Raw genomic sequence first — 21,627 nt, 5'->3', positions numbered from 1 at the left:
AAAGAAATTAAATAGTATAACGGTTCATAAAGAATTGTTGTTCGACATTTTTAAACTGGAACACTAACTGACACTGTTGTTCCTGCATTGGTATTGCTTAAAAACTGAACTACTCCACTCATTTGACTGACCCTTGAGGTGATATTCTTTAGACCAATTCCTTTTTTGACCTTGGCACTCTTGAATCCTATTCCATCATCCAAGATAGTAAGATTTATTTTATCTTCTATATAATCGAAATTAATTTTTATACTTTCTGCTTGTGCATGTTTAAAAATATTCTGCAAAGATTCCTGTAAAATCCTGAATAAGTTGACCTTTTTCTGATCATCGATATGCTCCCAATCGATGTTTTCGTCATTATTAAATTCGAAATTAATTTCATTCACATCGCAGAGATCGCTGATTAAACTCTCTACCGCATCGATATATGCTACATCTGATGGTAAAGACTCTGTACCCAAATCGTGAGAAATCAAACGGATTTCTTTTTCTATAGATTTGAGTTCTTCTATATATTTGTTTCTGGCCTCGGTAAAACCATCATTAGCACGTTGGTTGATCCCATCCAGACTAAGTCGTACTCCAAACAATCGCCCCAGTACCCCGTCATGCAATTCTTCGGACATACGTTGTTGTTCGAGCTGTCGACCCTCTTCTAGTTTGATCTGCTGATTGAGTAGCAATCGATAAATCTCCTGATTGGCTTCTTGTTGGGTTTGCGCAAAAAGTAATTCTTTATTGCTTTGTTGTTGTCTAAATATGATATATCCCAATAAGAATAAGGCGGTTAATCCTAAGATAGCAATGATTAGGATTTCGTTTTCCTTACTAATCTTCAAATTTTTAGCTTCAATTTGTTCTGTTTCAAATTGAATACGAGCAAATTTATCACGAAATAATCTTTCTTCTTTAATTAGACTATCATTAAGTTTAATATAATCATGAGCATAATTTAATCCTTCTTGACTTTCACTTACGTTAGAAAGAATTTCATAAGCTTTTAGCAATTCCTCATTTTTTTGAAGTTTAGAAGCTAACGTAACACATTTCTCTCCATAAACCCTTGATACACTATCCTTCCCAATTGATTTATAATATTCTGCCAAGTGTAACGTATTTGTAGATGTCCCATATTCATCATTTATACTATCCCTTATATTCAGTGCCTTAAAAAAAAGATTTGGAACCAAAGTTGTATCCTGTGACAGAAAATTTACATATGCTAAATTATCAATTAGTCTTGCATGTCGTTTAGGTCTTTTAGCTAAAAAGGCCTGGTGTTTCAAAGCTTTATTATAATATTCTTTTGCCTTATCGTAATTCTTTTGTGATTTATATACTGTCCCGATATTATTGTAGGCCGTTAACTTTTCCTGAACTTCCCTATCTGTTCCCTTTGCAAAATCTATAGTTTTATAATAATAATCTATTGCTTCATCATATTTTTCAAAGTATTTAGCAATTGTACCTAAATTCGTATAACACAGTGGTAAGTATTTTTCATTTTCAGATAATTCAAACTTTTTAATTGCGTCAATTGTAACAGATTCACTTTCTCCATAGTCTTTCACTCTTCTAAGTATTTGAGCAATATCAATTAAAACCTTTCCATGATCAAATGCTATTTCTTTTGAATTATATTTTACAGGATTTAGTAAAGAATAAATTTTGTCTGCTTCATAAAAATTCTTGAAAGCAATCTCTAAATCTGATATTCTATAATATAATCCTACAAGAAAATGGGATTTGGCCATATTCACCGAATCTCCAATCGAACTAGATATTTTTAAAGCTCTTTCATTAAGCCTTTTATATTCCTCAAGATCACTTAAACCGTAATAAACGAAAGAAATCTCATGAATTTTCTCTGCCTTAAATGGACTATTTTCGAGGGTAGAACAAAATGCATAAGCCTTATCTAAATTTTCTCGACGTTCCTTCAGTGAGTTATCTCTATTTTTGGCATTTTCTATATACGACACTATCAAATCAGACTTCAATCTTTGTTTATCATCTAAAGATTTATCAGACTCGTTACATCCAATTAAACAGATCATTAGGAATAGTAATATGACAAAAAAACTCTTAAACATTTTTAATTCATTTTTTTTTCAATTTATAAAAATCAAGTTCAAGAAAAAAGTAAAAATAGAAAAAGAGCCTAAATAAAATTAGGCTCTGGAATAAAATAATATTTATGTATTTTAATTAGCTGGTTGGGTTCTACCTTCCTCTTCTTCTGATCCATAAATATCCAACTCTGTTTCATCGAAACCAATCTCCTCATTAACGTTGTCTGTTTCACATGCTAAAAATAAAGTTGTCAGAAATAATATAGCGAATAATGTTTTTATAGTTTTCATAATATGTAGTATATAAGTTTGTTAAAATGTTTTCTTTATTGGTTATTAGATTATCCTTGTGGATCAGTAGCTCCTTCTTCCTCTTCATTCATACTAAATACATTTTCCATATCTTCAATCCCTACCTCTTCACTTGCTGAATCAGCCTCACATGCGATAAAAAATGTACTTAAAAATAATATTGCGAATAAAGTCTTTATAGTTTTCATAGTTGTTGTCTTTTTATAGTTTAATACTTGTATTTTAAAACGAAAGTTGTTTAAGCTTTCGGGGGGTGATTTTAAAAAAAATCATTTTTATTCTGGGGCTCACCGTGCACGTGAAAAATAGTTTATGATTAATAGTAATTAAATTGTAACTACTTGATAACCTTGATTGTACACTACAAATGTAGGCCAAAATCCCACGCGCGCCCAGAATAAATAGGTACGTTTAGTAGATGGACAGAAGTTAGAAGTGGATGGACCGATTATACGGGTAGATGAACAGATTTTAAAAAATTAGAAAATATATACGTATTTTCTTACAAATGTTAACAAGTTTCAGCAAAAGCTGTTTTAACAAAAAAAACCGATAGAAGTAGTTATCTATCGGTTAATGTTATAATAAAGCTATGTTAATATCAAACCTGCACCAAGCTATTCTTTGCCAAATTATCTTTGATCTCTTCTACCGTATTTTTGTAGGATTTTGAAAATGGAATCATATCATTTGTATTCTTTATCGCACATTTTGCTTTCCCAAAATGGATACGAGAAACATAACGTGTATTAATGATATAACTGTTGTGAATTCTTACAAAATGATCCGGTAATAATTCTTGAAAATGTTTTAGAGTTTTAAATGCTTCTACCTTGTTTCCATTACTCATAATAAAGTCGGTTGTATTGTTATCCGCCTTCAAATACAACACCTCTTCTACGTCTACAAATCGATAATCCCCATACGATTTGAAACATAAAGTGGTATCTGTGTGATGGTCGAAATCTTTTTCGAAACGCATCAAGGTTTTGGTAATCTGGCTTTTGCTTAATGGTTTTAAGATATAATCCAATATACGATTGCGTATTCCCTCTATGGCATAGTCAGACGTTTTGGTAACTACAATAAACTCTGGCATACTAGACATATACTTAGACAATTCTGTGGTTAAAGCATATTTTGTCTTCTCGCAGTTATCGCCAGGAACCTCTGGTTCTAGAAAGACTAAACGCGGTCTTCTTTCCAAAATTAGATCCAATGCTTCCTGTTCATTTTTTGCAATTCCGGTGCAAATATAATCCGGTTTTTCTTCTAGGGCGATCTGGATGGTGTCCACGACGTTTTGATCATTATCAATGATTACATAGGGATATTTCATAGGGTATGAGATTAGTAAATTGGCGTTGGTAAATAAGCACTGCATTATTCTACTTACAAGATAGGATTTTTCGAATTTTTTATGATACGGTTTTACCGTAATATTAATACGGAAACCATTTGAAATCAATTAGTTACAAATTGTATTTTGTCGGGTTATATTAGCTTTTTATCGATGAAAAATAACCGGTATTCAAACGGAAAAAATTGGGTTTAAGTATGTTATTTTCAAAAAAGACGCAAAAATAAGGGTTGAGGCACCAAAAATCATAGACGAAGGGTATGATTTTATAGTTTTTTAACACAAGTATTACCCTTCCCATCGTTTTTCTGATACAAAATGCAGCCCGTTTTTTACAATTTTAAGTACTCAAATAGCCCATTAAATTGTCTTAAAAAATGATCTTAGTTTTCCGGGGTTTCTAAAACATTTTAAATAGCTTTATCCTATCTATACAGATACCTATTATATATGAAGAAAAAAATAGTAGTACTTACAGGTGCAGGAATTAGTGCCGAAAGCGGTATTAGCACCTTTAGAGATGCCAATGGTCTTTGGGAAGGGCACGATATTATGGAAGTCGCCTCCCCTATCGGCTGGCGTAATAATCCCGAATTGGTACTCGACTTTTATAACAAAAGACGGCAGCAACTACTTACTGTAGCTCCCAATGCGGGCCATGAAGCTCTGGTTACTCTGGAAGAAACCCATGATGTTACCATCATTACTCAAAATGTAGACAATCTGCATGAGCAAGCCGGGAGTTCACAAGTCATCCATTTGCATGGGGAACTATTAAAAGTAAGAAGTCAGTTTGATGAAAACCTAGTATTGGATTGGAAAGAAGACCTAAACCTCGGTGATCTATGCGAACATCAATCCCAACTACGGCCACACATCGTGTGGTTTGGCGAAGATGTGCCGATGATGGATAAGGCCATTACTATCACCGAAAGAGCCGATGTATTGCTAATTATCGGGACCTCGATGCAGGTGTACCCTGCTGCTGGCTTATTGCAATATGCTCCCTACCAAGCTCCTGTGTATTTTATCGATCCTAATCCAGCGGTATCCCCTTCAGAGAAACTTACGGTAATTGCAGAAAAAGCCTCTACAGGAGTGCCTAAGATCGTTGATCAACTATTAAACCCATAGCAAAAACGTTATTGCTATAAAAAATAATGTCACTCGAAGCCTGCAAACATGCAGGCTAAGAATGACAGGCGCTTTCAAAATAAGCAAATTGTTGTATCTGTTTATTTAGTGGTTAGGGTGTTGGATGTTTCTACTTGTAATGAATCCATTTCCTTAACATTTGTAGTATCTTCTTCTGGGATTATTGGCTTTTCTCTACGTTGTTTCGCCCAACTGATTAACCGTTCGGCGTCAGTATTGGACAATTCACCATGAATCCAGGTATATGGCTTTAACGGCATTTCCTTTTTCTCAATCTCTTCGATAAACTCTTCCAGTTTATGATCTTGTTGGTTCTCGGTATAGGATTCCCATTCAGAGACATTGAAATGTTCTTTTCCTTCTTCGATTTGATATGCCATCCAATGCGAAACTGGGCTTACCTCCATATACCAGGGATAACGTGTCACATTGCTATGGCAATCATAACATTGACTTTCTAAAATCGTTTGAACTTCTGGGGTGACTGCTGCTTGTTCTTCAAAAGCCGTAATACTATCATAACTCGATTCATTTTTATCGGGTCTCAAAAACTGCGAAATCACAAGGGCTAGCAGTAGTAAGATAAAAAAGTTCTTGAGCATGATTGCTATATTTGATGGTCTTCGGTTACAGCAACAATAACGCTTTTAACAAGTAATTATTATTAGAGTGTATGTTTTTTGAAAGAACTATCTCCTATTCTTCTCCTTTTTCAATTCATTTTTTCCTATTTTTCTTGCTGCAATCCTTATCCTATAATATAGGTAATTATGATATCTCTAGAAGAACATATACAATCCATCAACCACTCTCGCGAACAACGAAACGATTTTGCGCATCTCATCCTGGACAATACAGAATTGTTACCAGAGTTGTTGCAAATCTGCGCCAGGGTAGATGAAGAGATTTCGTGCAGAGCCTCCTGGGGTTTGGAGTTTTTATGCAAAAAGAATTTGGCTGCCATTCTCCCCTATTTGGATCAACTGGTAGATTTGGTTCCAAAAGTCTACAAACATCCCGCTGTGCGACCTATGGCCAAAATATATGAGTACCTGATTCTAGCCTATTACAAAGCCAAAAAACCTGAGGTTAGACAGCATCTTACCCAAAAACATCGTGAAAAAATAACCGAAACTTGTTTTGATTGGATGATTACAGACCAAAAAGTGGCCCCACAAGCCTATTCTATGACCTCTCTTTATCTTTTGGGTACCGAGTTTGATTGGGTACACCCCGAACTAAAAATAACACTGGAAAACAATTATAATTCAGGAAGTGCTGCTTACAAAGCTCGATCGAGAATGATTCTAAAAAAACTCAGATAACTGACAAAGAAGTGTTTAAATTCTTTTTCTGTCATCAACCGTAAATCAAATCTTATATTTTATCTTTGCACCTTTCAAAAAAAACACAACATTATGTCTACATTTCCTTTGCAAGCTATCTCTCCTATCGATGGACGCTATGCATCAAAAACCAATGCCTTGAGTGCATTTTTTAGCGAAGAAGCATTAATCAAGTATCGCGTATTGGTAGAAATCGAATATTTCATTGCTTTATGCGAACTCCCATTACCTCAACTTAAAGATGTAGACACTACGCTGTTTGACAAATTACGAGAAATATACACCAACTTTTCTAGTGAAGATGCATTAGCCATAAAAGACATCGAAAAAGTAACCAATCACGATGTAAAAGCGGTAGAGTATTTTATCAAAGAGCAATTCGATGCCTTAGGCTTACAGGAGTATAAAGAATTTATTCATTTTGGATTAACCTCACAAGATGTGAACAACACGGCTATTCCTTTAAGTATTAAAGAAGCGATGAGCAATGTATATATTCCTCAATATTTTGAAGTGCTCGAAAAATTAAAATCTTTGGTGAATGAGTGGGCTGCCGTACCTATGTTGGCTCGTACTCACGGCCAACCTGCCTCTCCTACTCGTTTAGGGAAAGAGTTTCAGGTATACGTTACACGATTAGAAGCGCAGTTTGATCTCCTAAAAGATATCCCAAGTGCAGCAAAATTTGGTGGTGCTACAGGAAATTACAACGCGCATAAAGTTGCTTATCCCGATATCGACTGGAAAGCATTTGGAACCGACTTTGTGCAGGAGAAATTAGGATTACATCACTCTTTCCCTACCACACAAATTGAGCACTACGATCATATGGCCGCTTTATTTGACGGACTAAAACGAATCAATACTATCCTTTTGGATTTGGATCGCGATGTTTGGACTTATGTATCGATGGATTATTTTAAGCAAAAGATCAAAAAAGGAGAAGTAGGTTCTTCGGCTATGCCACACAAAGTTAATCCTATTGATTTTGAAAACAGTGAAGGAAATCTGGGTATTGCTAACGCCCTATTTGAGCACCTTGCTGCCAAACTACCGGTGAGTAGACTGCAACGTGATCTTACCGATAGTACGGTACTAAGAAACGTAGGGGTTCCTTTTGGACACACAATTATTGCTTTTCAGGCTACGCTAAAGGGATTGAATAAGCTACTGTTGAATGAAGAAAAGTTTGCTGAAGACCTGGAGAACAACTGGGCGGTTGTAGCTGAGGCTATCCAGACTATCTTACGTAGAGAAGGATATCCTAATCCATACGAAGCCTTAAAAGGACTAACCAGAACCAATGAAGCGATCAATCAAAACTCTATTGCTAGTTTTATTGATACTTTAGAGGTTTCTGACGCTATAAAATCTGAATTGAAACAGGTAACTCCTGCAAATTATACGGGGATATAGTCGCTTCGCTTCGGCTACGCTCAGCGACCCGACGCAATTATGATATTGTATTCGGGATTCACTAATTAAAAGTGCGTTTCGGCTGGAAACAATGTACACTTCGGCTACGCTCAGTGTACGTGCCAATGATTAATTATTATAATATGTAAGTACACTGAGCGGAGTCGAAGTGTACGATAGGATGAGTACCTATCATAAATAAATTAAGTACACTGAGCGGAGTCGAAGTGTACGAATAAAAAAAAGCTTTGTCGGTGATGACAAAGCTTTTCTTGTTTTTTGATGTGATGAATGGCAGTTGACCACTAATCGAAGTTCTCCGCTATCTTTTTGAATGCGCTTAGATCCATTTTATCCATGGACTTTGCTAATTTGGCAATATTTTCAGGCTTCATATTATCACCTAATACTCGCACAAGAGCCAATCCCTTTTCAGAATTGGTAGCAAATACGATCACTTCATCGATTTCTTCTTCATTACCCTGAAACTTAATGGTAGCTTTGGTCCCATTAGACCCCATACGCATTAAGGTTTCGTATTTTTCGCTGCTCAAGATCTTATTGATCTTCGCGCTTTCTTCTTCAAATCTTCCTTGTAACTCATCTGTAAGTTTTAATGCCAGGAAGTTTACCTTTTTGATACTTTCTAAAGTTTCTTTTTCATCTGCAGAAAGTTCTACCTCATCTTTATCTAATAGACTAGAAGGAATGTCTACCGCTATAAAATCCTGATCATTTTGATGATCCACAAAATATTGTTGTAATGATGTTTCGCTGCTACAGCTAGCAAATACCAAAAGTGTTGCGGCTGCAAGGCAAGCGATTCTGATTAATTGTATCATGATTTTCATTTTTTTGGTTCCGATTACTCGGAGTAGTTGATTGTTTTTGATTGATGATGATGTTGCCATAATGAGTGGTATCAAACCAATGATTCAACACCACTCAAAAGGACAACGGATATATAAAATAAGTCTTACTTATTCTTTTTTACGTTTTTAAGCTCTTCTCCACCAGGCACATTTAAGTGATCAGCTATTTTAGAAACTTGCTTCAAGTCAATATCTCCTGTGATGGTTAATACCACTGTATCAGGCCCGTCTCCACTCTCTTTTACTCCATCAAGGAACATAAATAATTCGCTTACATGATCTTCGTCTCGCCCTGGTTTAGAGTAGAATTTTACATTTTTACCATCAGAGTTTACTCGCATCAGTTCGTCTAGAGTAGATCCTTTAAGGTATTTAGAAACATCTGCTCTCATCTTTTTTCCGATTTCATCATTATCAGTAGCAAATACTTTGATATTCTTAATGTTTTCTACAAGGTTCATATATTCCTGTACCTCTGCATCGTTACTTTCTATATCAATTTTACTTAATAGCTTAAACATTTTACTGGTTACGATTACAGACGATACGTCTTTCATATTTTCGTATTTATCAAATGCCCCTTGCGCGTTTGTGATGTAGGGTGCTATGGCGAAAACTAAAACTATTACTAACTTTTTCATAATTACTAACATTTAATTCCGGTTGTGTGTTATTTGATCCGGAGTATGGATTTTTGTATTTTACTTTATTAATTTATTCGTGGTGTTTTCAAATTCATTGAGGTATACCAAATTTTGCTTGGCAGTCTCAAATTCGTTAAGGTACACCAGGTCCTTTTTACCCTCATTCATTAATTGCGAAACCATATTGAGGATCTTTTTGGTTTCTTGTAATGCTATTTCAGGATCTTCATAGGTTCCTAACTCCTCTGGTTGGGTTGGTGTCTTGGTAAAAAACAGCCCTGCAATAATTGCAACAGATGCTGCTACTCCCACCCACTTGTACCAATTGGTTTTCTGAACCGGAATATCAATATCCCTGGTAGCGGTTATATGGCTCTCTGCTGAAAAAAACTGAAACAAATCTTTGTATCTCTCCAAATGCGACGGCACAGTTTCTCCGGTAAAATAAACCTTTAATTCTTTTTCTTCAGAAATGGTCGTTTCGCCTTCAAAGTACTTTTCCAGTAGTTTTTCAATATTAGACAACTCCATAATTGTGTTTTTTTAATAATTCTTCTCTAATTTTTTTTCTTCCTCTAGATAATGCTACTCTCACTGCTGTTTCATTAATCCCTAGCATTTCTGCGATTTCTGCATTATCATATTGTTCTATATCTCTAAGCTGGATAATCATTCGCTGTTGTTCTGGCAAACCATTTAAGATTTTACCTACCCAATCCAAACTATCTTTTGCTTCAACTTGTCTTTGTAACGATGGTCGTTCATCTTTATAATTACTATGTACAATTTTTAGGTTGCCTGTTTCTTTGGCTTTTAACTTATCGTAACAGTAATTTTTGGTCATCGTCATCGCAAAAGCTTCTACATTTTTATATTCAGACATCTTACCTTTGTTCTTCCATAACTTCAGCAAAACCTCTTGCGTAGCATCCTCTGCCTCCTCATTACTCACCAGTAACCGCTTAGCTAAACGGAATAGTTTATCTTTAAAACCATTGGTAAGCGTTATAAATGCCTTTTCTTTCATTTTTTGATTGGTTGATGTAAAACTCCGAACTGTTGTATCAGTTTTGGTAGCTTTATACAAGGGAGACGACTATGCTTGTAATTTGTTACAATCTTTTTTAAATTTATACTAAAGTCCCTATTTTTAACGCTATATATAAAAATATGCTATGAAGTACTTCAAATATTTTGTGGGTATGTTCCTTCTCGGAAGTATCACCACTGGATGTTTCGACGACAATGATGATGTTGTCCCTGTGGCCAGTGTTGCAGAAATCAATGATTTTATATGGAAAGGAATGAATACTTTCTATCTATATAAGGACGATGTTCCGGATCTGGCCAATAATCGATTTTCTTCTGAAGAGGAGTACAATAACTTTTTAAACAGCTTTGCTTCTCCCGAAGCTATATTTGAAGCTTTGCAATCCAATATAGATGAGTTTAGTTTTTTGGTAGCCGATTATGTGGCTCTCGAACAGTCTTTTGATGGATTGACGATGAACAATGGGATGGAGTTCGGTCTAATACGATATCCTGATGGCTCGGGAAATGTCTTTGGATATGTTCGGTATGTACTACCTAATACCGATGCAGAATCAAAGGGTGTAGAACGCGGTAATATTTTTAATACGATTAATGACACCCAAATTACCCAGGATAATTTTAGAGCATTAATAAATCTGGATTCGTACACCATCGGTCTGGCAACATTCGACGGTACCAATGTTACACCAACCGGAGCATCAATCTCATTAACCAAGGTACCTTATGTAGAAAACCCTGTTTTTATCTCAAAAACCATTAATAATGGAGGGAATCTTGTAGGGTATTTGATGTATAATGCCTTTACTTCTGATTTTGATGATGAACTCAATGCAGCTATTGGGGATTTAAGATCGGCAGGAATCACAGATTTGGTATTAGATGTTCGTTACAATGGCGGTGGATCAGTAGAATCCGCTATTGATTTGAGCAGTATGATTACTGGTCAATTTAACGGTGAAATCTTTACTGTTGATCAATGGAATAGCGAACTACAAAATCAATTTGGCCAAATACGACGATTTAACCAAGAAATAAAAACTGGAGAAGCTATCAATAGTTTAAACCTATCAAGAGTATATATATTAACCACAGGGCGATCTGCCTCTGCCAGCGAATTGGTGATTAATGGTTTAGACCCATATATAGAGGTAATTCAAGTGGGGACCAACACCAGTGGAAAATTTCAGGCATCTCGTACCGTTTATGATTCTCCGGATTTTGGGAGACAAGATGCCAATTTGGGACACACCTATGCCATGCAACCCCTGGTACTTCGATCCATTAATTCTGTAGGGTTTACGGATTATTTTGATGGTTTTACACCAGAGATTGAGATCGCAGAAGATTTTACCAATTTAGGCGTTCTTGGTGATCCCGATGAACCACTTTTAAGAACTGCCCTAAACGCAATATCCGGCACAAGAATTGCTACAAAATCTCATACCGTTAAGCTCGAATTTATTGGAGACAGTAATATGTTTTCTCCTACATATGAGCGAATGTATGAATAATAATTCTGCAATAGTAACCTACTAATTAACAGTTGTTAGTATTGCGTTGTATTGGATAAAACCATATTTTTACAAAAATTTAACATTTAAGCTATGAATACAATCAAATTAAAATTATTACCCCTTTATGTATTTTCATTGCTATTGATCTTCTCATGTTCAAGTGATGATGGGGACCCTGAACCGGAACCAGTAGTGATAAATAACCCAGATCAAGATATCGACGAATTTATTTGGAGAGGGATGAACCTTTGGTACTTATATAAATCAAGTGTTAATGATTTAGCTAACGACAGGTTTTCTAATACCCAAGAACTATTTCAATTCTTAAATGGTTTTGGCTCTCCTGAGGAAACTTATGACGGCTTAAAGTCTAAAGTGACTGTTACTGTTAATGGAGAAGTTTTTAATGAGGATGCTTTTAGTTTCTTCCTTGATGACTACATTGAATGGGAACAATTTAATCAAGGGATCTCAACCACCAATGGAATGAATTTTCGATTGATACTTGCTTCTCAAGGATCTAATGATGTATTAGGTTATGTAAGATACGTAGCCCCTGGATCTGATGCGGATACGAAAGGTGTAAAGAGAGGAGATTTCTTTAACGCTGTTAACGGGACAAGACTAACTACAAATACAGATTTCGGTGCTGTTTTTGAACCTAGCACGTACTCTATAAATTTAGTAACTGTAGATAACGGAACTATTACTGAAACAGGACAAACCATTTCTCTTACGAAAGAAGTATTTACCGAAAATCCTATTTTAGTATCTAAAACAATAGACTACCAAGGGCAAAAAATTGGTTACTTAATGTATAACAGGTTTGTTTTTGATTTTGACGATGAATTAAATACTGCTTTCGGTCAATTCAAAACAGATGGAATCACAGATTTAATTTTAGATTTCAGATACAACCCTGGTGGTGCTGGATCTTCTGCTGCAGATTTAGGTAGTATGGTGACAGGACAATTTAATGGTGAAGTCTTTTTTAGAAGAGAGTACAATGCTGAAATACAAGCTGCTTTTGAGGCTGATGATCCTGAGTCTGTTATTACAAGATTTCCAAGCAAACTTTTAGCCGATGGAACTACGGATTTTAATTCTTTGAATCTCACAAGAGTATATATATTAACGACAGAAGATTCTGCTTCGGCTAGTGAATTAATGATAAATGCTTTGGATCCATATATTGATGTTATTCAGATTGGCGAAACTACCTCTGGTAAATTTCAAGGATCTATTACCTTATATGATTCTGATGATTTCTCTAGAAATGGAGCAAATTTGAACCCGGATCATACCATTGCTTTACAGCCATTAGTAGTAAAAGCAACTAACAGAGATGGTGTAAGTGATTTTGTAGCTGGTCTATTTGCAGATGTTCCTTTTTCTGAAAGCGTTCTAAATTTAGGAGTATTAGGTGAGTCGGACGAGCCATTCTTGAACGCTGCACTTGAATATATAGTTAATAATCAAGTACCTACCGTGAGAACAAAAAGTGGATTTATGGAAGAGGATCTTGACTGGTACCCTGAAATATTATCTCCAAATTATGGAGGTCTATTATTAGATCATAATGGTCTCCCAAAATCTATTCTAAATTTTCAAGAGTAAAAGATAAACGCTATCTCGTATAATACAAAAAACGCCATTCGTGATCAGAATGGCGTTTTTTTATTGTAGTTATTTTTATTCCTTAGAAATCCAAATTCAATCCAAATCTTGCATTTCTACCACGAGTACTAAATCCAAAAATTTCCTGATAGTCTTCGTTGGTGATATTTTCTATAGTTGCAAATAGACTTACGTGTTTAGACACTCTGTGGTTGATCGAAAAATCAACTAACACATACGAATCCAAAGTAATTGGTTCTGAAGCAAAAGTTGCCAGATTAAAGAAGCTATCGTCTCTCTCATCATTATACTGAAAATTGATCGCTGCGTTCGTATTTTCACTAAACTGATAACCCACATTCGCATTTACTTTAATCTCAGGGATTCTGATTTGCGAAAGATCTTCGTCTACATCGGTATAGGTAAAGTTACCTGCTAATGATAATTTATCTTCTAGTAATCTAGAACTAATCTCAAATTCTAAACCACTTGTGCTAAAGTCTGCATCAATATTTTGGTATTGAAATACAAAACCTCCTGTATCTACAAAGTCCACAAAATTTTCTTCATCACGCTTAAAATAAACCGCACTTATACGTAATTTCTTGTTTGAAGAAAACTCCAAACCAGCCTCTAGAGTGGTGTTCTCTTCCGGATCTAACTCCTGGTTACCAAAATTAGTCGAGTACAATTGGAACAAGGATGGAGTAATGTAAGCAGTAGAATATGACGCCAAAGCTTTGATATAACTCTCATCAAATTTATACGTGTACGAAGGGTTTAGGCTATACACCAAATGTGTTCCATATTCGCTGTGAATATTTAATCTTGCTCCTGCATTTACGTTTAATCCAAAATCAGATACGTACACTACATTTACATAAGGGTCAATAATATCAAAATCTGCTACCTCATCATTAATCGTTTGTTCAAATTCTTGCCCTCTTGCAGATGCGCTAAACCCGTTATAATCATTGTTAGATCCGTTAACCCCTACAACCGTATAAAACATATTGTTGAAGTTGTACTTGTTGTACAAGTCATAAGAATAGAATCTACTCTCGTTTTTGGTAGCAAAGGTATTGGCAAAAAAGTCACGATCTAGCAAAGAATAACTGTTGGTAAATACTATGCTTCCTTTATCATACTTATATTCTGCAGAAGCTCCTGCTCGTAACTGTCTACTAAAAGCATCATTATCTGCATCTGCTCCTGCTCCAGCATCAAACTCGTTATTGTATTGATCCAAGCTTCCAAAAAGATCAATTTTTAATTGTTCGTTTACCTCATACCCTACTCTAGCATTTACATTAAATTTGGAATACGCATCATCTTCAAAAGTAATGTCCGAAGTATCATCTGGTAATTTTTCTGCCGCAGATAAGCCTTCTGCAAAGTGATTACTAAAACTTGCTAAGTAAGTTACCTTACCTACAGTTCCATTAATAGAGGCTAGATTTACAAACTCATTAACATCATAATCCTGATCGTCTTGAGATTGATTGGTTCCTAAACTCGATTGGAAGTTTGCTGAAATCTTTTCTTTACTCCCGGTTTTGGTAATAATATTCACCACCGCCGTAGACGCTCCAGATCCGTATAATGTACTAGAAGCTCCTTTCAGGATCTCGATCTCTTTAATTTGATTTACGGATAATAATCGTAAGTCAAACTCACCAGTAATCGTAGAAGGATCGCTTACGGTAACTCCATCTACTCGAATTACTACTTGTCGATTACGCCCACCACGGATAAAATATCCAAGACTCTGACCAGGAGCACTGGTATTTCCATTAATCTCGATACCAGCAACACGGTTCAATACAGTTGCTACCGATTGTCCCTTGCTTTGCTCCAATTGTTCTGTAGTAATCTTCGTAATTACTTTACCACTTTGTTCTCTTTTTAATCCGAACTTAGAGTCAGAAATCACGACTTCCTCTAACTCGTTTACTTTTTGGTCTTCCTGACTTTCCTGACTTTCCTGACTTATCGCCACAGAAGAACCCAGCAGTAAAAATGCTGCCCCAAAAAACATTCTTGTGTTCATTGCTTAACTATCTTAATTTTAAAAAATTAAGGGAAAAAAGTATGTAGTTTACCCATACCCAAACCTTTATCCCGAAAGTTTGATACTGTTGAATATTGGCAGGTCTCCTGGCTTGCGTCTTGTTATTTACCTTCCCATCTTTACCTAAATAAAAGACAGTGGTTCTATTGTAGTAGCAATAACAAGCACCGATCTATATCATCAGCTTAGCTTACAGTTGCGGGAACAGCTCAGGATTCCTAAATTTAGTAGTGATTGCCAACATAAATTCTTCACCTGATTCCCTTTTAATCCTCAACACTTCGAAAAGTGCCTCAGAACCAAAATTCTGCGCGAATGTATTATATTTTATGGAATTTGTGATCAGTTTAACAAATAAATAATTTATAGAACTACCTTTGCTCTCTTTAAAACCAAAAAAATGTTGTACTACATTACAGGGGGAGAACGTTCTGGTAAGAGCAGTTATGCGCAAAATCTTGCACTACAATTATCCAGTACTCCCTATTACCTGGCCACATCAAGAATTTGGGATGGAGATCACCGCAAACGTATCGATCGGCACATTGCAGATCGTAATGAGCGTTGGACTTCTATAGAAGAAGAAAAAGAAATCTCCAAAGTGATTCCCAAAGGAAGTACTATTGTAATAGACTGTGTAACATTATGGCTTACCAATTACTTTATCGACACCAAAAACGATATTGAAGAATCATTGCGCTTAGCCAAAGAAGAGTTTAATAAATTACTGGATATCGATGCTACCATCATCATCATTTCTAACGAAATCGGAATGGGGGTTCATGCCGCTACCGAAGTAGGTAGAAAATTTACCGAATTGCAAGGTTGGATGAATCAGCATATTGCTAAACATGCTGATAAAGCCACCTTAATGGTATCCGGAATACCCGTAGAAATCAAAAGCACAAATTAATTCTGTTTTATGGAGTTTAACATACAACCACTCTCTGACGAAGATTTAAAAACCAACCTTCAATCCAAAATTGACAACAAAACAAAGCCTGTAGGTGCTTTGGGAGTGTTAGAACAAATAGCACTACAAGTGGGTATGATTCAAAATACAGAAAACCCCGTTTTAAAAGAGCCTGCAATAATAGTTTTTGCCGGGGATCATGGCATTGCCAAACAAGGAGAAGTCAATCCCTTTCCACAAGAAGTCACCGCCCAGATGGTCTATAACTTTCTAAACCAAGGAGCTGCCATCAATGTATTTTGCAATCAACATCAAATACAACTCACCATTGTAGATGCCGGAGTAAATCATGATTTTGAAAGTATTCCCGGTTTGATAGATGCCAAGATTGCATATGGGACAAAAAATTATCAGCACGAAGCTGCCATGACTGCGGATCAGTGTTCAAGAGCTATTCGTAAGGGAGCAGATATTGTAAAAGCTATTTTTGACAGCGGAAGTAATATCATCGGTTTTGGTGAAATGGGTATTGGTAACACCTCTGCAGCATCTTTGTTGATGTCCTATTTTACCAAAATTCCGGTTGCGGAGTGTGTTGGGAATGGTACAGGTAGTGGATCCGAAATTGTAGCCACAAAGCAACGCATCCTAAATGAGGTTTTCGAAAAACACTCGGTGACATCTCCAATGGAAGCATTAGCCACCTTCGGTGGTTTTGAAGTTGCGATGATTACCGGGGCTATGCTTAAAGCTGCCGAACTAAAAATGACAATTGTTGTAGATGGTTTTATTGTTACAGCAGCGTTGCTTGTAGCCCAAGCACTACATCCAGAAGTCATAGACTACTGTATATTTGCGCATAACTCCAATGAACAAGGACACCAAAAAATGCTGGAGTTTTTAGACCAAAAACCGTTACTTAATCTAGGAATGCGTCTGGGAGAAGGCACGGGTGTTGCAGTGGCTTATCCTATTATAGCATCATCCATAGCATTTTTAAATAGTATGGCTAGTTTTGAAAGTGCTGGAGTATCTAACGCATAAACTATGAAAAAAGAGATTCATATTTTCTTTACTGCTTTGATGTTCTTTACTCGTATTCCTTGTCCGAAATGGGTAAATCACGATCCTCAGTATCTACGACTAAGCGCCAAGTATTTTTCTTTGGTTGGTATTATCGTTGGTGGTATTGGAGCTGCTGTTTTTTATGGAACTTCTTTCCTTTTTTCTAAAGAAATAGCCTTATTACTCTCTATGTTTTCTACGATCTATGCAACAGGTGCTTTTCATGAAGATGGTTTTGCCGATGTATGTGATGGCTTTGGTGGAGGTTGGACCAAAGAAAAGATTCTTCTTATCATGAAGGATTCCCGTCTGGGAACTTATGGTACGATTGGAATCCTCCTGCTACTAGCCATAAAATTTGTAGCGCTATCAGAACTACCTACAGAATATATCCCTATTACTCTAATCGCAGGGCATAGTCTAAGTCGTTTTATTGCTTTAACCCTGTTGTATACACATCCCTATGTAAGAGAAAATGATGATAGCAAAGCAAAGCCAGCTGCAAAAAACATTAGCTCTACCATGGTTTTAGTAAGTGCTGTTTTTGGTATTTTACCTTTATTATTCTTTATGAATCCCTGGTTGTTTCTTACCTTAATCCCCATGTACATCTCCAAAATGTTTTTGGGAGGCAAGTTCAAAAAATGGATCGGAGGCCAAACCGGAGACTGTGCAGGAGCTGTACAACAACTAAGTGAAGTTATATTTTATCTTTCAGTAATCGCGATATGGAATTATATCTGGTAAGACATACCACCCCCAATATAGAAAAAGGCATCTGTTATGGGCAGAGCGATATTGGAGTTACCGATACTTTTCCTGAAGAAGTTAAAGAAATACATAAACAAATACCGCTAGGGGCTATTACTAAGGTATATAGTAGCCCTTTGCAACGTTGTAGACTACTAGCTAAAACATTTTCAAAAGAAATCATCCTAGACAAGAGGTTAAAAGAACTCAATTTTGGAGACTGGGAATTAAAATCCTGGGATGCTATCCCTTCAGAGCAGTTAACTCCTTGGATGAAAGATTTTGTTCATGTTCAAGTTCCTTTTGGAGAATCTTATACCATGCTTCAAACCCGGGTTTTGGATTTTTATCATTCGTTAGACTTCCAATCTGATGAGAAGATCGCGGTCATAAGCCATGCAGGGCCCATAAGAGCATTGTTAGCACATTTACAAAATATACCACTTAAAGATTCTTTTGATATTAAAATTGCCTATTCTGAGGTTTTTCGTATCTAAACCAGTGCTAGCATAGCAAAATTGTAATTTGTGGATTTTTCTTTACCAGTTACCTTAATATCCAATGGTTTACGAAACAAGGGAGCGTTGATAACCAACGTATGATACTCTCCATTTTCTCCACATGGGTCTACACCTATTTCTTCTAATTCTTTGAGTAATTGAGTATCTATCTTTCTTCCTAAAAAATCAGGACCTAATACCTGATTGCACGAAGTGATAATAGCCTCAATACCATTTTGGATCATTTCGGTTACCAATGGTGTTCTGGATTCTTGCCATAACGGTAAAATAGCAGATACTCCAGCTGCCTTAGATACTTTTTCCTCCCAGGCTCTATGGGATTCAATATCAATATCACCAAAAACAGAATACCCAAAGCCATAGGATTGTTGTAGTGATTTTAAATTTTTGATATACAATCGTTCATAATCTTCCCAGGTGCTTTCAAAAAAATGAATGGGAAGCCCTAAAGCTTCTCCTTGCGCTTCCAAGATTTCTTTGGGAATACCATGCGAACGAGAACGATCACCGTGTTCGTTTAACACATTGAGTAAAACAGTGGGTTTAAATCCACTGTTTACGGCTTTATGAAAGGCGTAACAACTATCTTTTCCCCCACTCCAAGAGCATAAAAATGTTTTTGTTTGCATGGTTGCCAATGAGATTACTATTTTCGAACCAAAATTAGTTAGAATTCCCTTTCTTTGATTTACTATTTTTACAAAAAACATCATCATGCGTCATCTTTTTTTACTACTTCTGTTATCTTTCTATGTATCAGGATGTAAACAAAACAAGAAACAAACAGAACCGCTAACTGTCATGTATTTGGCACCTCAAAATATTGAGTATGCCAAAGGGTTTTCGGTAACGCATCACAAAACCTATAAGGAAATTAAGGTGACTACTCCATGGCCGGATGCTAAAAACGAACTTACTTATATCTTACATCCAAAAGGAACTGAAAAACCATTCAAATCAAATGAAGCGATTTTTATTGAAGTTCCTTCAGAGAGAGTTGTGGTTACCTCTACCACAGATATTCCCATGTTGGAGTACCTGAATTTGGAGGAAAAACTGGTAGGTTTTCCACATACGGATTATGTCTCTTCAGAAAGAACACGGGCACTCATTGATTCTGGAAAAGTAAAAGAACTAGGAAAAGAGTACAATCTAAATACAGAAATGGTATTAGATCTTTCTCCCGATTTAATCATTGGGTTTTCGGCAACAGGAGATACTAAAGCCTACGATCTTATTCAAAAAACAGGAATTCCTGTGGTGATCAATGGTTCCTGGATGGAAGAACACCCTTTGGGAAGAGCAGAATGGATCAAATTTGTGGCTGCCTTCTTTGGTAAAGAAACTAATGCCGAAGAAATTTTTCAGAAAATAAAAGAAGATTATACACAATCTTCTACTCTGGCTAAAAATGTGGAATCATCTCCTACTGTAATCTCTGGTAGTATGTTCAAAGATGTATGGCATGTGCCTGGCGGTAATAGCTATATTGCGCAGTTTTTAAAGGATGCCGGTACAGATTATCTATGGAAAGACACTAAAAAAAATGGTAGTCTTGCGCTTAGTTTTGAAAGTGTTCTGGAAAAAGGACAAAATGCTGATTTGTGGATAGGTTCAGGTAACTCGACCTCTTTACAGGCATTGCAAGAAAAGAATCATCAATATGCCTTATTCGACGCATTTAAAAATAAAACCGTATATTCTTCGACATTAAAGATGGGCCCCAAAGGAGGTTTAATTTATTATGAATTAGGTCCCATGCGTCCAGATTTGATTTTAAAAGATATCATTCATATTGCGCATCCGGAACTGCTAACCGATTATGAACCTTATTTTTTTGAAAAACTGAACTAATTGACCCCAAACAAATCATATAAAAAAGTTTTTATTGGTATTAGCTTATTGCTCCTGATCTGTTTTATTGCTAATATCAGTCTGGGATCTGTGTTTATTCCCTGGTTAGACACATTAAGTAGTTTATTTGGTGGGAATGTCGAAAAAGAATCCTGGAGACATATCATTATCAACTACAGATTACCCAAAGCAATCACTGCAGTTATTGTAGGCAGCGGGTTAGGCATCTCTGGGTTATTGATGCAAACGCTTTTTAGAAACCCTTTGGCGGGTCCTTTTGTTCTGGGAATTAGTTCTGGAGCTACTCTTGGAGTAGCCATTTTAATTCTAAGTAGTTCGTTTGCCGGAGCTGCGGTATCTTTTTTTATTGTATCCAAATGGGGATTGGTTCTGGCTGCCAGTTTAGGAAGTGTTTTGGTCCTTTTTGCAGTAATGCTCGTTTCTATTCGCGTTCGAGATACCATGGCTATTTTGATCATTGGATTAATGTTTGGTAGTATTACCACTGCTGTGGTAAGCGTTCTATCCTACTTTGCGCCTGCTGATCAATTACAACAATATATTTTTTGGGGCTTCGGAAGTTTGGGGAACTTGACCTGGAATGACGTTTTGATCTTCTTCGGGATTTTTGCTGTTGGAATTCTCCTTACTATTTTCTCAATAAAACCATTAAATACTCTTTTACTTGGTGAGAATTATGCCCGTAGTCTGGGGCTAAATATTAAAACAAGTCGTTTCCTTATTATTCTTTCTACAGGTATTTTGGCCGGAGGAATTACCGCTTTTGCAGGTCCTATTGCTTTTATTGGTTTGGCTGTCCCACATCTCACCCGACAATTGTTTCACACCTCGGATCATAAAACGCTGATTCCTGCAGTACTACTAATAGGTAGTATTATCATGCTGGTTTGTGATAGTATTGCTCAATTACCATCGAGCGAATATACCTTACCTATTAATGCCATTACTTCCCTTATTGGTGCTCCGGTAGTGATTTGGTTATTGGTAAGAAAACGCAAAATGTTATTCTAGAAGTTTACTTTCTTTTATTTCCATTGATTTCCAAAATCAATTATCTTTAAGATCAAA

22 protein-coding genes and 1 riboswitch are annotated in these 21,627 nt (G+C 36.1%); of the genes, 11 read left to right on the top strand and 11 right to left on the bottom strand.

Annotated elements, in window-relative coordinates; translation table 11 throughout:
- Positions 1-50: 50 nt before the first annotated feature.
- The 4 genes from ACXAGJ_RS23665 to ACXAGJ_RS23650 form a co-directional block, all read right to left on the bottom strand.
- Entirely contained in the window at positions 51-2,060 is a 2,010-nt protein-coding gene (locus tag ACXAGJ_RS23665; RefSeq protein WP_474843517.1) for a tetratricopeptide repeat-containing sensor histidine kinase, read from the bottom strand.
- Positions 2,061-2,207: 147 nt separating this feature from the next.
- The gene (locus ACXAGJ_RS23660) at positions 2,208-2,366 is read right to left on the bottom strand and encodes a hypothetical protein (protein WP_474843516.1); all 159 of its coding nucleotides are present in this window, start codon (positions 2,364-2,366) and stop codon (positions 2,208-2,210) included.
- A 50-nt stretch (positions 2,367-2,416) separates the two neighbouring features.
- A complete protein-coding gene (locus ACXAGJ_RS23655; protein WP_474843515.1) occupies positions 2,417-2,575 on the bottom strand; it encodes a hypothetical protein in 159 nt (52 codons plus the stop codon).
- Between the two features lie 413 nt (positions 2,576-2,988).
- The gene (locus ACXAGJ_RS23650) at positions 2,989-3,726 is read right to left on the bottom strand and encodes a LytR/AlgR family response regulator transcription factor (protein ID WP_474843513.1); all 738 of its coding nucleotides are present in this window, start codon (positions 3,724-3,726) and stop codon (positions 2,989-2,991) included.
- A gap of 471 nt (positions 3,727-4,197) precedes the next feature.
- Here ACXAGJ_RS23650 and ACXAGJ_RS23645 point away from each other — a divergent pair, with 471 nt between their 5' ends.
- Positions 4,198-4,881 carry an SIR2 family NAD-dependent protein deacylase gene (locus tag ACXAGJ_RS23645; protein ID WP_474843512.1) on the top strand — a complete coding sequence of 228 codons (684 nt, stop codon included), beginning with the start codon at positions 4,198-4,200 and terminating at the stop codon, positions 4,879-4,881.
- A 101-nt stretch (positions 4,882-4,982) separates the two neighbouring features.
- Here ACXAGJ_RS23645 and ACXAGJ_RS23640 read toward each other — a convergent pair whose 3' ends face one another.
- A complete protein-coding gene (locus tag ACXAGJ_RS23640; protein ID WP_474843510.1) occupies positions 4,983-5,504 on the bottom strand; it encodes a heme-binding domain-containing protein in 522 nt (173 codons plus the stop codon).
- A 168-nt stretch (positions 5,505-5,672) separates the two neighbouring features.
- On the opposite strand from ACXAGJ_RS23640, the gene ACXAGJ_RS23635 reads away from it, so the two are divergent.
- Both ACXAGJ_RS23635 and purB read left to right on the top strand, forming a co-directional pair.
- On the top strand, positions 5,673-6,227 hold the full coding sequence (locus ACXAGJ_RS23635; RefSeq protein WP_474843509.1) for an adenylosuccinate lyase: 555 nt from the start codon (positions 5,673-5,675) through the stop codon (positions 6,225-6,227).
- Between the two features lie 93 nt (positions 6,228-6,320).
- Positions 6,321-7,664 carry an adenylosuccinate lyase gene (gene purB / locus ACXAGJ_RS23630; RefSeq protein WP_474843507.1) on the top strand — a complete coding sequence of 448 codons (1,344 nt, stop codon included), beginning with the start codon at positions 6,321-6,323 and terminating at the stop codon, positions 7,662-7,664.
- A 305-nt stretch (positions 7,665-7,969) separates the two neighbouring features.
- On the opposite strand, the gene ACXAGJ_RS23625 is transcribed toward purB, so the two are convergent.
- The 4 genes from ACXAGJ_RS23625 to ACXAGJ_RS23610 all read right to left on the bottom strand — a co-directional run bounded on the left by ACXAGJ_RS23625 (position 7,970) and on the right by ACXAGJ_RS23610 (position 10,207).
- The gene (locus tag ACXAGJ_RS23625) at positions 7,970-8,506 is read right to left on the bottom strand and encodes a DUF4252 domain-containing protein (protein WP_474843505.1); all 537 of its coding nucleotides are present in this window, start codon (positions 8,504-8,506) and stop codon (positions 7,970-7,972) included.
- A 134-nt stretch (positions 8,507-8,640) separates the two neighbouring features.
- Positions 8,641-9,177 (bottom strand): DUF4252 domain-containing protein, encoded by a 537-nt coding sequence (locus ACXAGJ_RS23620; RefSeq protein WP_073315296.1) that lies wholly within the window; start codon positions 9,175-9,177, stop codon positions 8,641-8,643.
- Positions 9,178-9,237: 60 nt separating this feature from the next.
- On the bottom strand, positions 9,238-9,711 hold the full coding sequence (locus tag ACXAGJ_RS23615; RefSeq protein ID WP_073315297.1) for a hypothetical protein: 474 nt from the start codon (positions 9,709-9,711) through the stop codon (positions 9,238-9,240).
- Complete coding sequence (locus ACXAGJ_RS23610; protein ID WP_073315298.1) at positions 9,698-10,207, bottom strand: RNA polymerase sigma factor; 510 nt, start codon at positions 10,205-10,207, stop codon at positions 9,698-9,700. Before ACXAGJ_RS23610 ends, ACXAGJ_RS23615 begins: the two co-directional genes overlap by 14 nt.
- Positions 10,208-10,355: 148 nt before the next feature.
- Between ACXAGJ_RS23610 and ACXAGJ_RS23605 the strand changes: the two genes are divergently transcribed.
- Both ACXAGJ_RS23605 and ACXAGJ_RS23600 read left to right on the top strand, forming a co-directional pair.
- A complete protein-coding gene (locus ACXAGJ_RS23605) occupies positions 10,356-11,744 on the top strand; it encodes a S41 family peptidase (RefSeq protein ID WP_474843502.1) in 1,389 nt (462 codons plus the stop codon).
- A gap of 93 nt (positions 11,745-11,837) precedes the next feature.
- Positions 11,838-13,364 (top strand): S41 family peptidase, encoded by a 1,527-nt coding sequence (locus ACXAGJ_RS23600; protein ID WP_474843500.1) that lies wholly within the window; start codon positions 11,838-11,840, stop codon positions 13,362-13,364.
- 82 nt (positions 13,365-13,446) lie between these two features.
- On the opposite strand, the gene ACXAGJ_RS23595 is transcribed toward ACXAGJ_RS23600, so the two are convergent.
- A complete protein-coding gene (locus ACXAGJ_RS23595) occupies positions 13,447-15,414 on the bottom strand; it encodes a TonB-dependent receptor plug domain-containing protein (RefSeq protein ID WP_474843498.1) in 1,968 nt (655 codons plus the stop codon).
- Positions 15,415-15,494: 80 nt separating this feature from the next.
- Positions 15,495-15,754: riboswitch (cobalamin riboswitch) on the bottom strand.
- Positions 15,755-15,835: 81 nt separating this feature from the next.
- Between ACXAGJ_RS23595 and ACXAGJ_RS23590 the strand changes: the two genes are divergently transcribed.
- From ACXAGJ_RS23590 to cobC, 4 genes are read left to right on the top strand one after another with little or no spacing between them, the layout of a single operon-like run.
- Complete coding sequence (locus tag ACXAGJ_RS23590; RefSeq protein WP_474843496.1) at positions 15,836-16,348, top strand: bifunctional adenosylcobinamide kinase/adenosylcobinamide-phosphate guanylyltransferase; 513 nt, start codon at positions 15,836-15,838, stop codon at positions 16,346-16,348.
- 9 nt (positions 16,349-16,357) lie between these two features.
- Positions 16,358-17,392, top strand: a complete 1,035-nt coding sequence (cobT, locus tag ACXAGJ_RS23585; protein ID WP_474843494.1) for a nicotinate-nucleotide--dimethylbenzimidazole phosphoribosyltransferase — start codon at positions 16,358-16,360, stop codon at positions 17,390-17,392.
- 3 nt (positions 17,393-17,395) lie between these two features.
- Entirely contained in the window at positions 17,396-18,160 is a 765-nt protein-coding gene (locus ACXAGJ_RS23580; RefSeq protein WP_474843492.1) for an adenosylcobinamide-GDP ribazoletransferase, read from the top strand.
- Complete coding sequence (gene cobC, locus ACXAGJ_RS23575) at positions 18,142-18,660, top strand: alpha-ribazole phosphatase (protein ID WP_473280613.1); 519 nt, start codon at positions 18,142-18,144, stop codon at positions 18,658-18,660. The genes ACXAGJ_RS23580 and cobC overlap by 19 nt, the downstream gene beginning before the upstream one ends.
- Here the strand turns inward: cobC and ACXAGJ_RS23570 are convergent.
- Positions 18,657-19,400 carry a Dph6-related ATP pyrophosphatase gene (locus tag ACXAGJ_RS23570; RefSeq protein WP_474843490.1) on the bottom strand — a complete coding sequence of 248 codons (744 nt, stop codon included), beginning with the start codon at positions 19,398-19,400 and terminating at the stop codon, positions 18,657-18,659. The genes cobC and ACXAGJ_RS23570 overlap by 4 nt on opposite strands.
- Between ACXAGJ_RS23570 and ACXAGJ_RS23565 the strand changes: the two genes are divergently transcribed.
- Complete coding sequence (locus ACXAGJ_RS23565; protein WP_474843488.1) at positions 19,399-20,538, top strand: ABC transporter substrate-binding protein; 1,140 nt, start codon at positions 19,399-19,401, stop codon at positions 20,536-20,538. The two genes, ACXAGJ_RS23570 and ACXAGJ_RS23565, sit on opposite strands and share 2 nt — an antisense overlap.
- Positions 20,539-21,570 (top strand): FecCD family ABC transporter permease, encoded by a 1,032-nt coding sequence (locus tag ACXAGJ_RS23560; RefSeq protein ID WP_474843486.1) that lies wholly within the window; start codon positions 20,539-20,541, stop codon positions 21,568-21,570.
- The last annotated feature ends 57 nt before the right edge of the window (positions 21,571-21,627 follow it).

This window comes from Aquimarina sp. AWH4_224, assembly GCF_056160245.1.
Note: the sequence above shows the minus strand (reverse complement) of the source record. Positions and strands in the feature narration are given on the sequence as shown.

Bases quoted from the DNA above. Each gene is read 5' to 3' on its own strand.
- ACXAGJ_RS23625 (WP_474843505.1), bottom strand. From the start codon at position 8,506: ATGATACAATTAATCAGAATCGCTTGCCTTGCAGCCGCAACACTTTTG.
- ACXAGJ_RS23650 (WP_474843513.1), bottom strand. From the start codon at position 3,726: ATGAAATATCCCTATGTAATCATTGATAATGATCAAAACGTCGTGGAC.
- ACXAGJ_RS23590 (WP_474843496.1), top strand. From the start codon at position 15,836: ATGTTGTACTACATTACAGGGGGAGAACGTTCTGGTAAGAGCAGTTAT.
- ACXAGJ_RS23610 (WP_073315298.1), bottom strand. From the start codon at position 10,207: ATGAAAGAAAAGGCATTTATAACGCTTACCAATGGTTTTAAAGATAAA.
- ACXAGJ_RS23640 (WP_474843510.1), bottom strand. From the start codon at position 5,504: ATGCTCAAGAACTTTTTTATCTTACTACTGCTAGCCCTTGTGATTTCG.
- ACXAGJ_RS23635 (WP_474843509.1), top strand. From the start codon at position 5,673: ATGATATCTCTAGAAGAACATATACAATCCATCAACCACTCTCGCGAA.
- ACXAGJ_RS23665 (WP_474843517.1), bottom strand. From the start codon at position 2,060: ATGATCTGTTTAATTGGATGTAACGAGTCTGATAAATCTTTAGATGAT.
- cobC (WP_473280613.1), top strand. From the start codon at position 18,142: ATGGAATTATATCTGGTAAGACATACCACCCCCAATATAGAAAAAGGC.
- ACXAGJ_RS23620 (WP_073315296.1), bottom strand. From the start codon at position 9,177: ATGAAAAAGTTAGTAATAGTTTTAGTTTTCGCCATAGCACCCTACATC.
- ACXAGJ_RS23570 (WP_474843490.1), bottom strand. From the start codon at position 19,400: ATGATGATGTTTTTTGTAAAAATAGTAAATCAAAGAAAGGGAATTCTA.
- ACXAGJ_RS23565 (WP_474843488.1), top strand. From the start codon at position 19,399: ATGCGTCATCTTTTTTTACTACTTCTGTTATCTTTCTATGTATCAGGA.
- ACXAGJ_RS23655 (WP_474843515.1), bottom strand. From the start codon at position 2,575: ATGAAAACTATAAAGACTTTATTCGCAATATTATTTTTAAGTACATTT.
- purB (WP_474843507.1), top strand. From the start codon at position 6,321: ATGTCTACATTTCCTTTGCAAGCTATCTCTCCTATCGATGGACGCTAT.
- ACXAGJ_RS23660 (WP_474843516.1), bottom strand. From the start codon at position 2,366: ATGAAAACTATAAAAACATTATTCGCTATATTATTTCTGACAACTTTA.
- ACXAGJ_RS23645 (WP_474843512.1), top strand. From the start codon at position 4,198: ATGAAGAAAAAAATAGTAGTACTTACAGGTGCAGGAATTAGTGCCGAA.
- cobT (WP_474843494.1), top strand. From the start codon at position 16,358: ATGGAGTTTAACATACAACCACTCTCTGACGAAGATTTAAAAACCAAC.
- ACXAGJ_RS23605 (WP_474843502.1), top strand. From the start codon at position 10,356: ATGAAGTACTTCAAATATTTTGTGGGTATGTTCCTTCTCGGAAGTATC.
- ACXAGJ_RS23580 (WP_474843492.1), top strand. From the start codon at position 17,396: ATGAAAAAAGAGATTCATATTTTCTTTACTGCTTTGATGTTCTTTACT.
- ACXAGJ_RS23595 (WP_474843498.1), bottom strand. From the start codon at position 15,414: ATGAACACAAGAATGTTTTTTGGGGCAGCATTTTTACTGCTGGGTTCT.
- ACXAGJ_RS23600 (WP_474843500.1), top strand. From the start codon at position 11,838: ATGAATACAATCAAATTAAAATTATTACCCCTTTATGTATTTTCATTG.
- ACXAGJ_RS23615 (WP_073315297.1), bottom strand. From the start codon at position 9,711: ATGGAGTTGTCTAATATTGAAAAACTACTGGAAAAGTACTTTGAAGGC.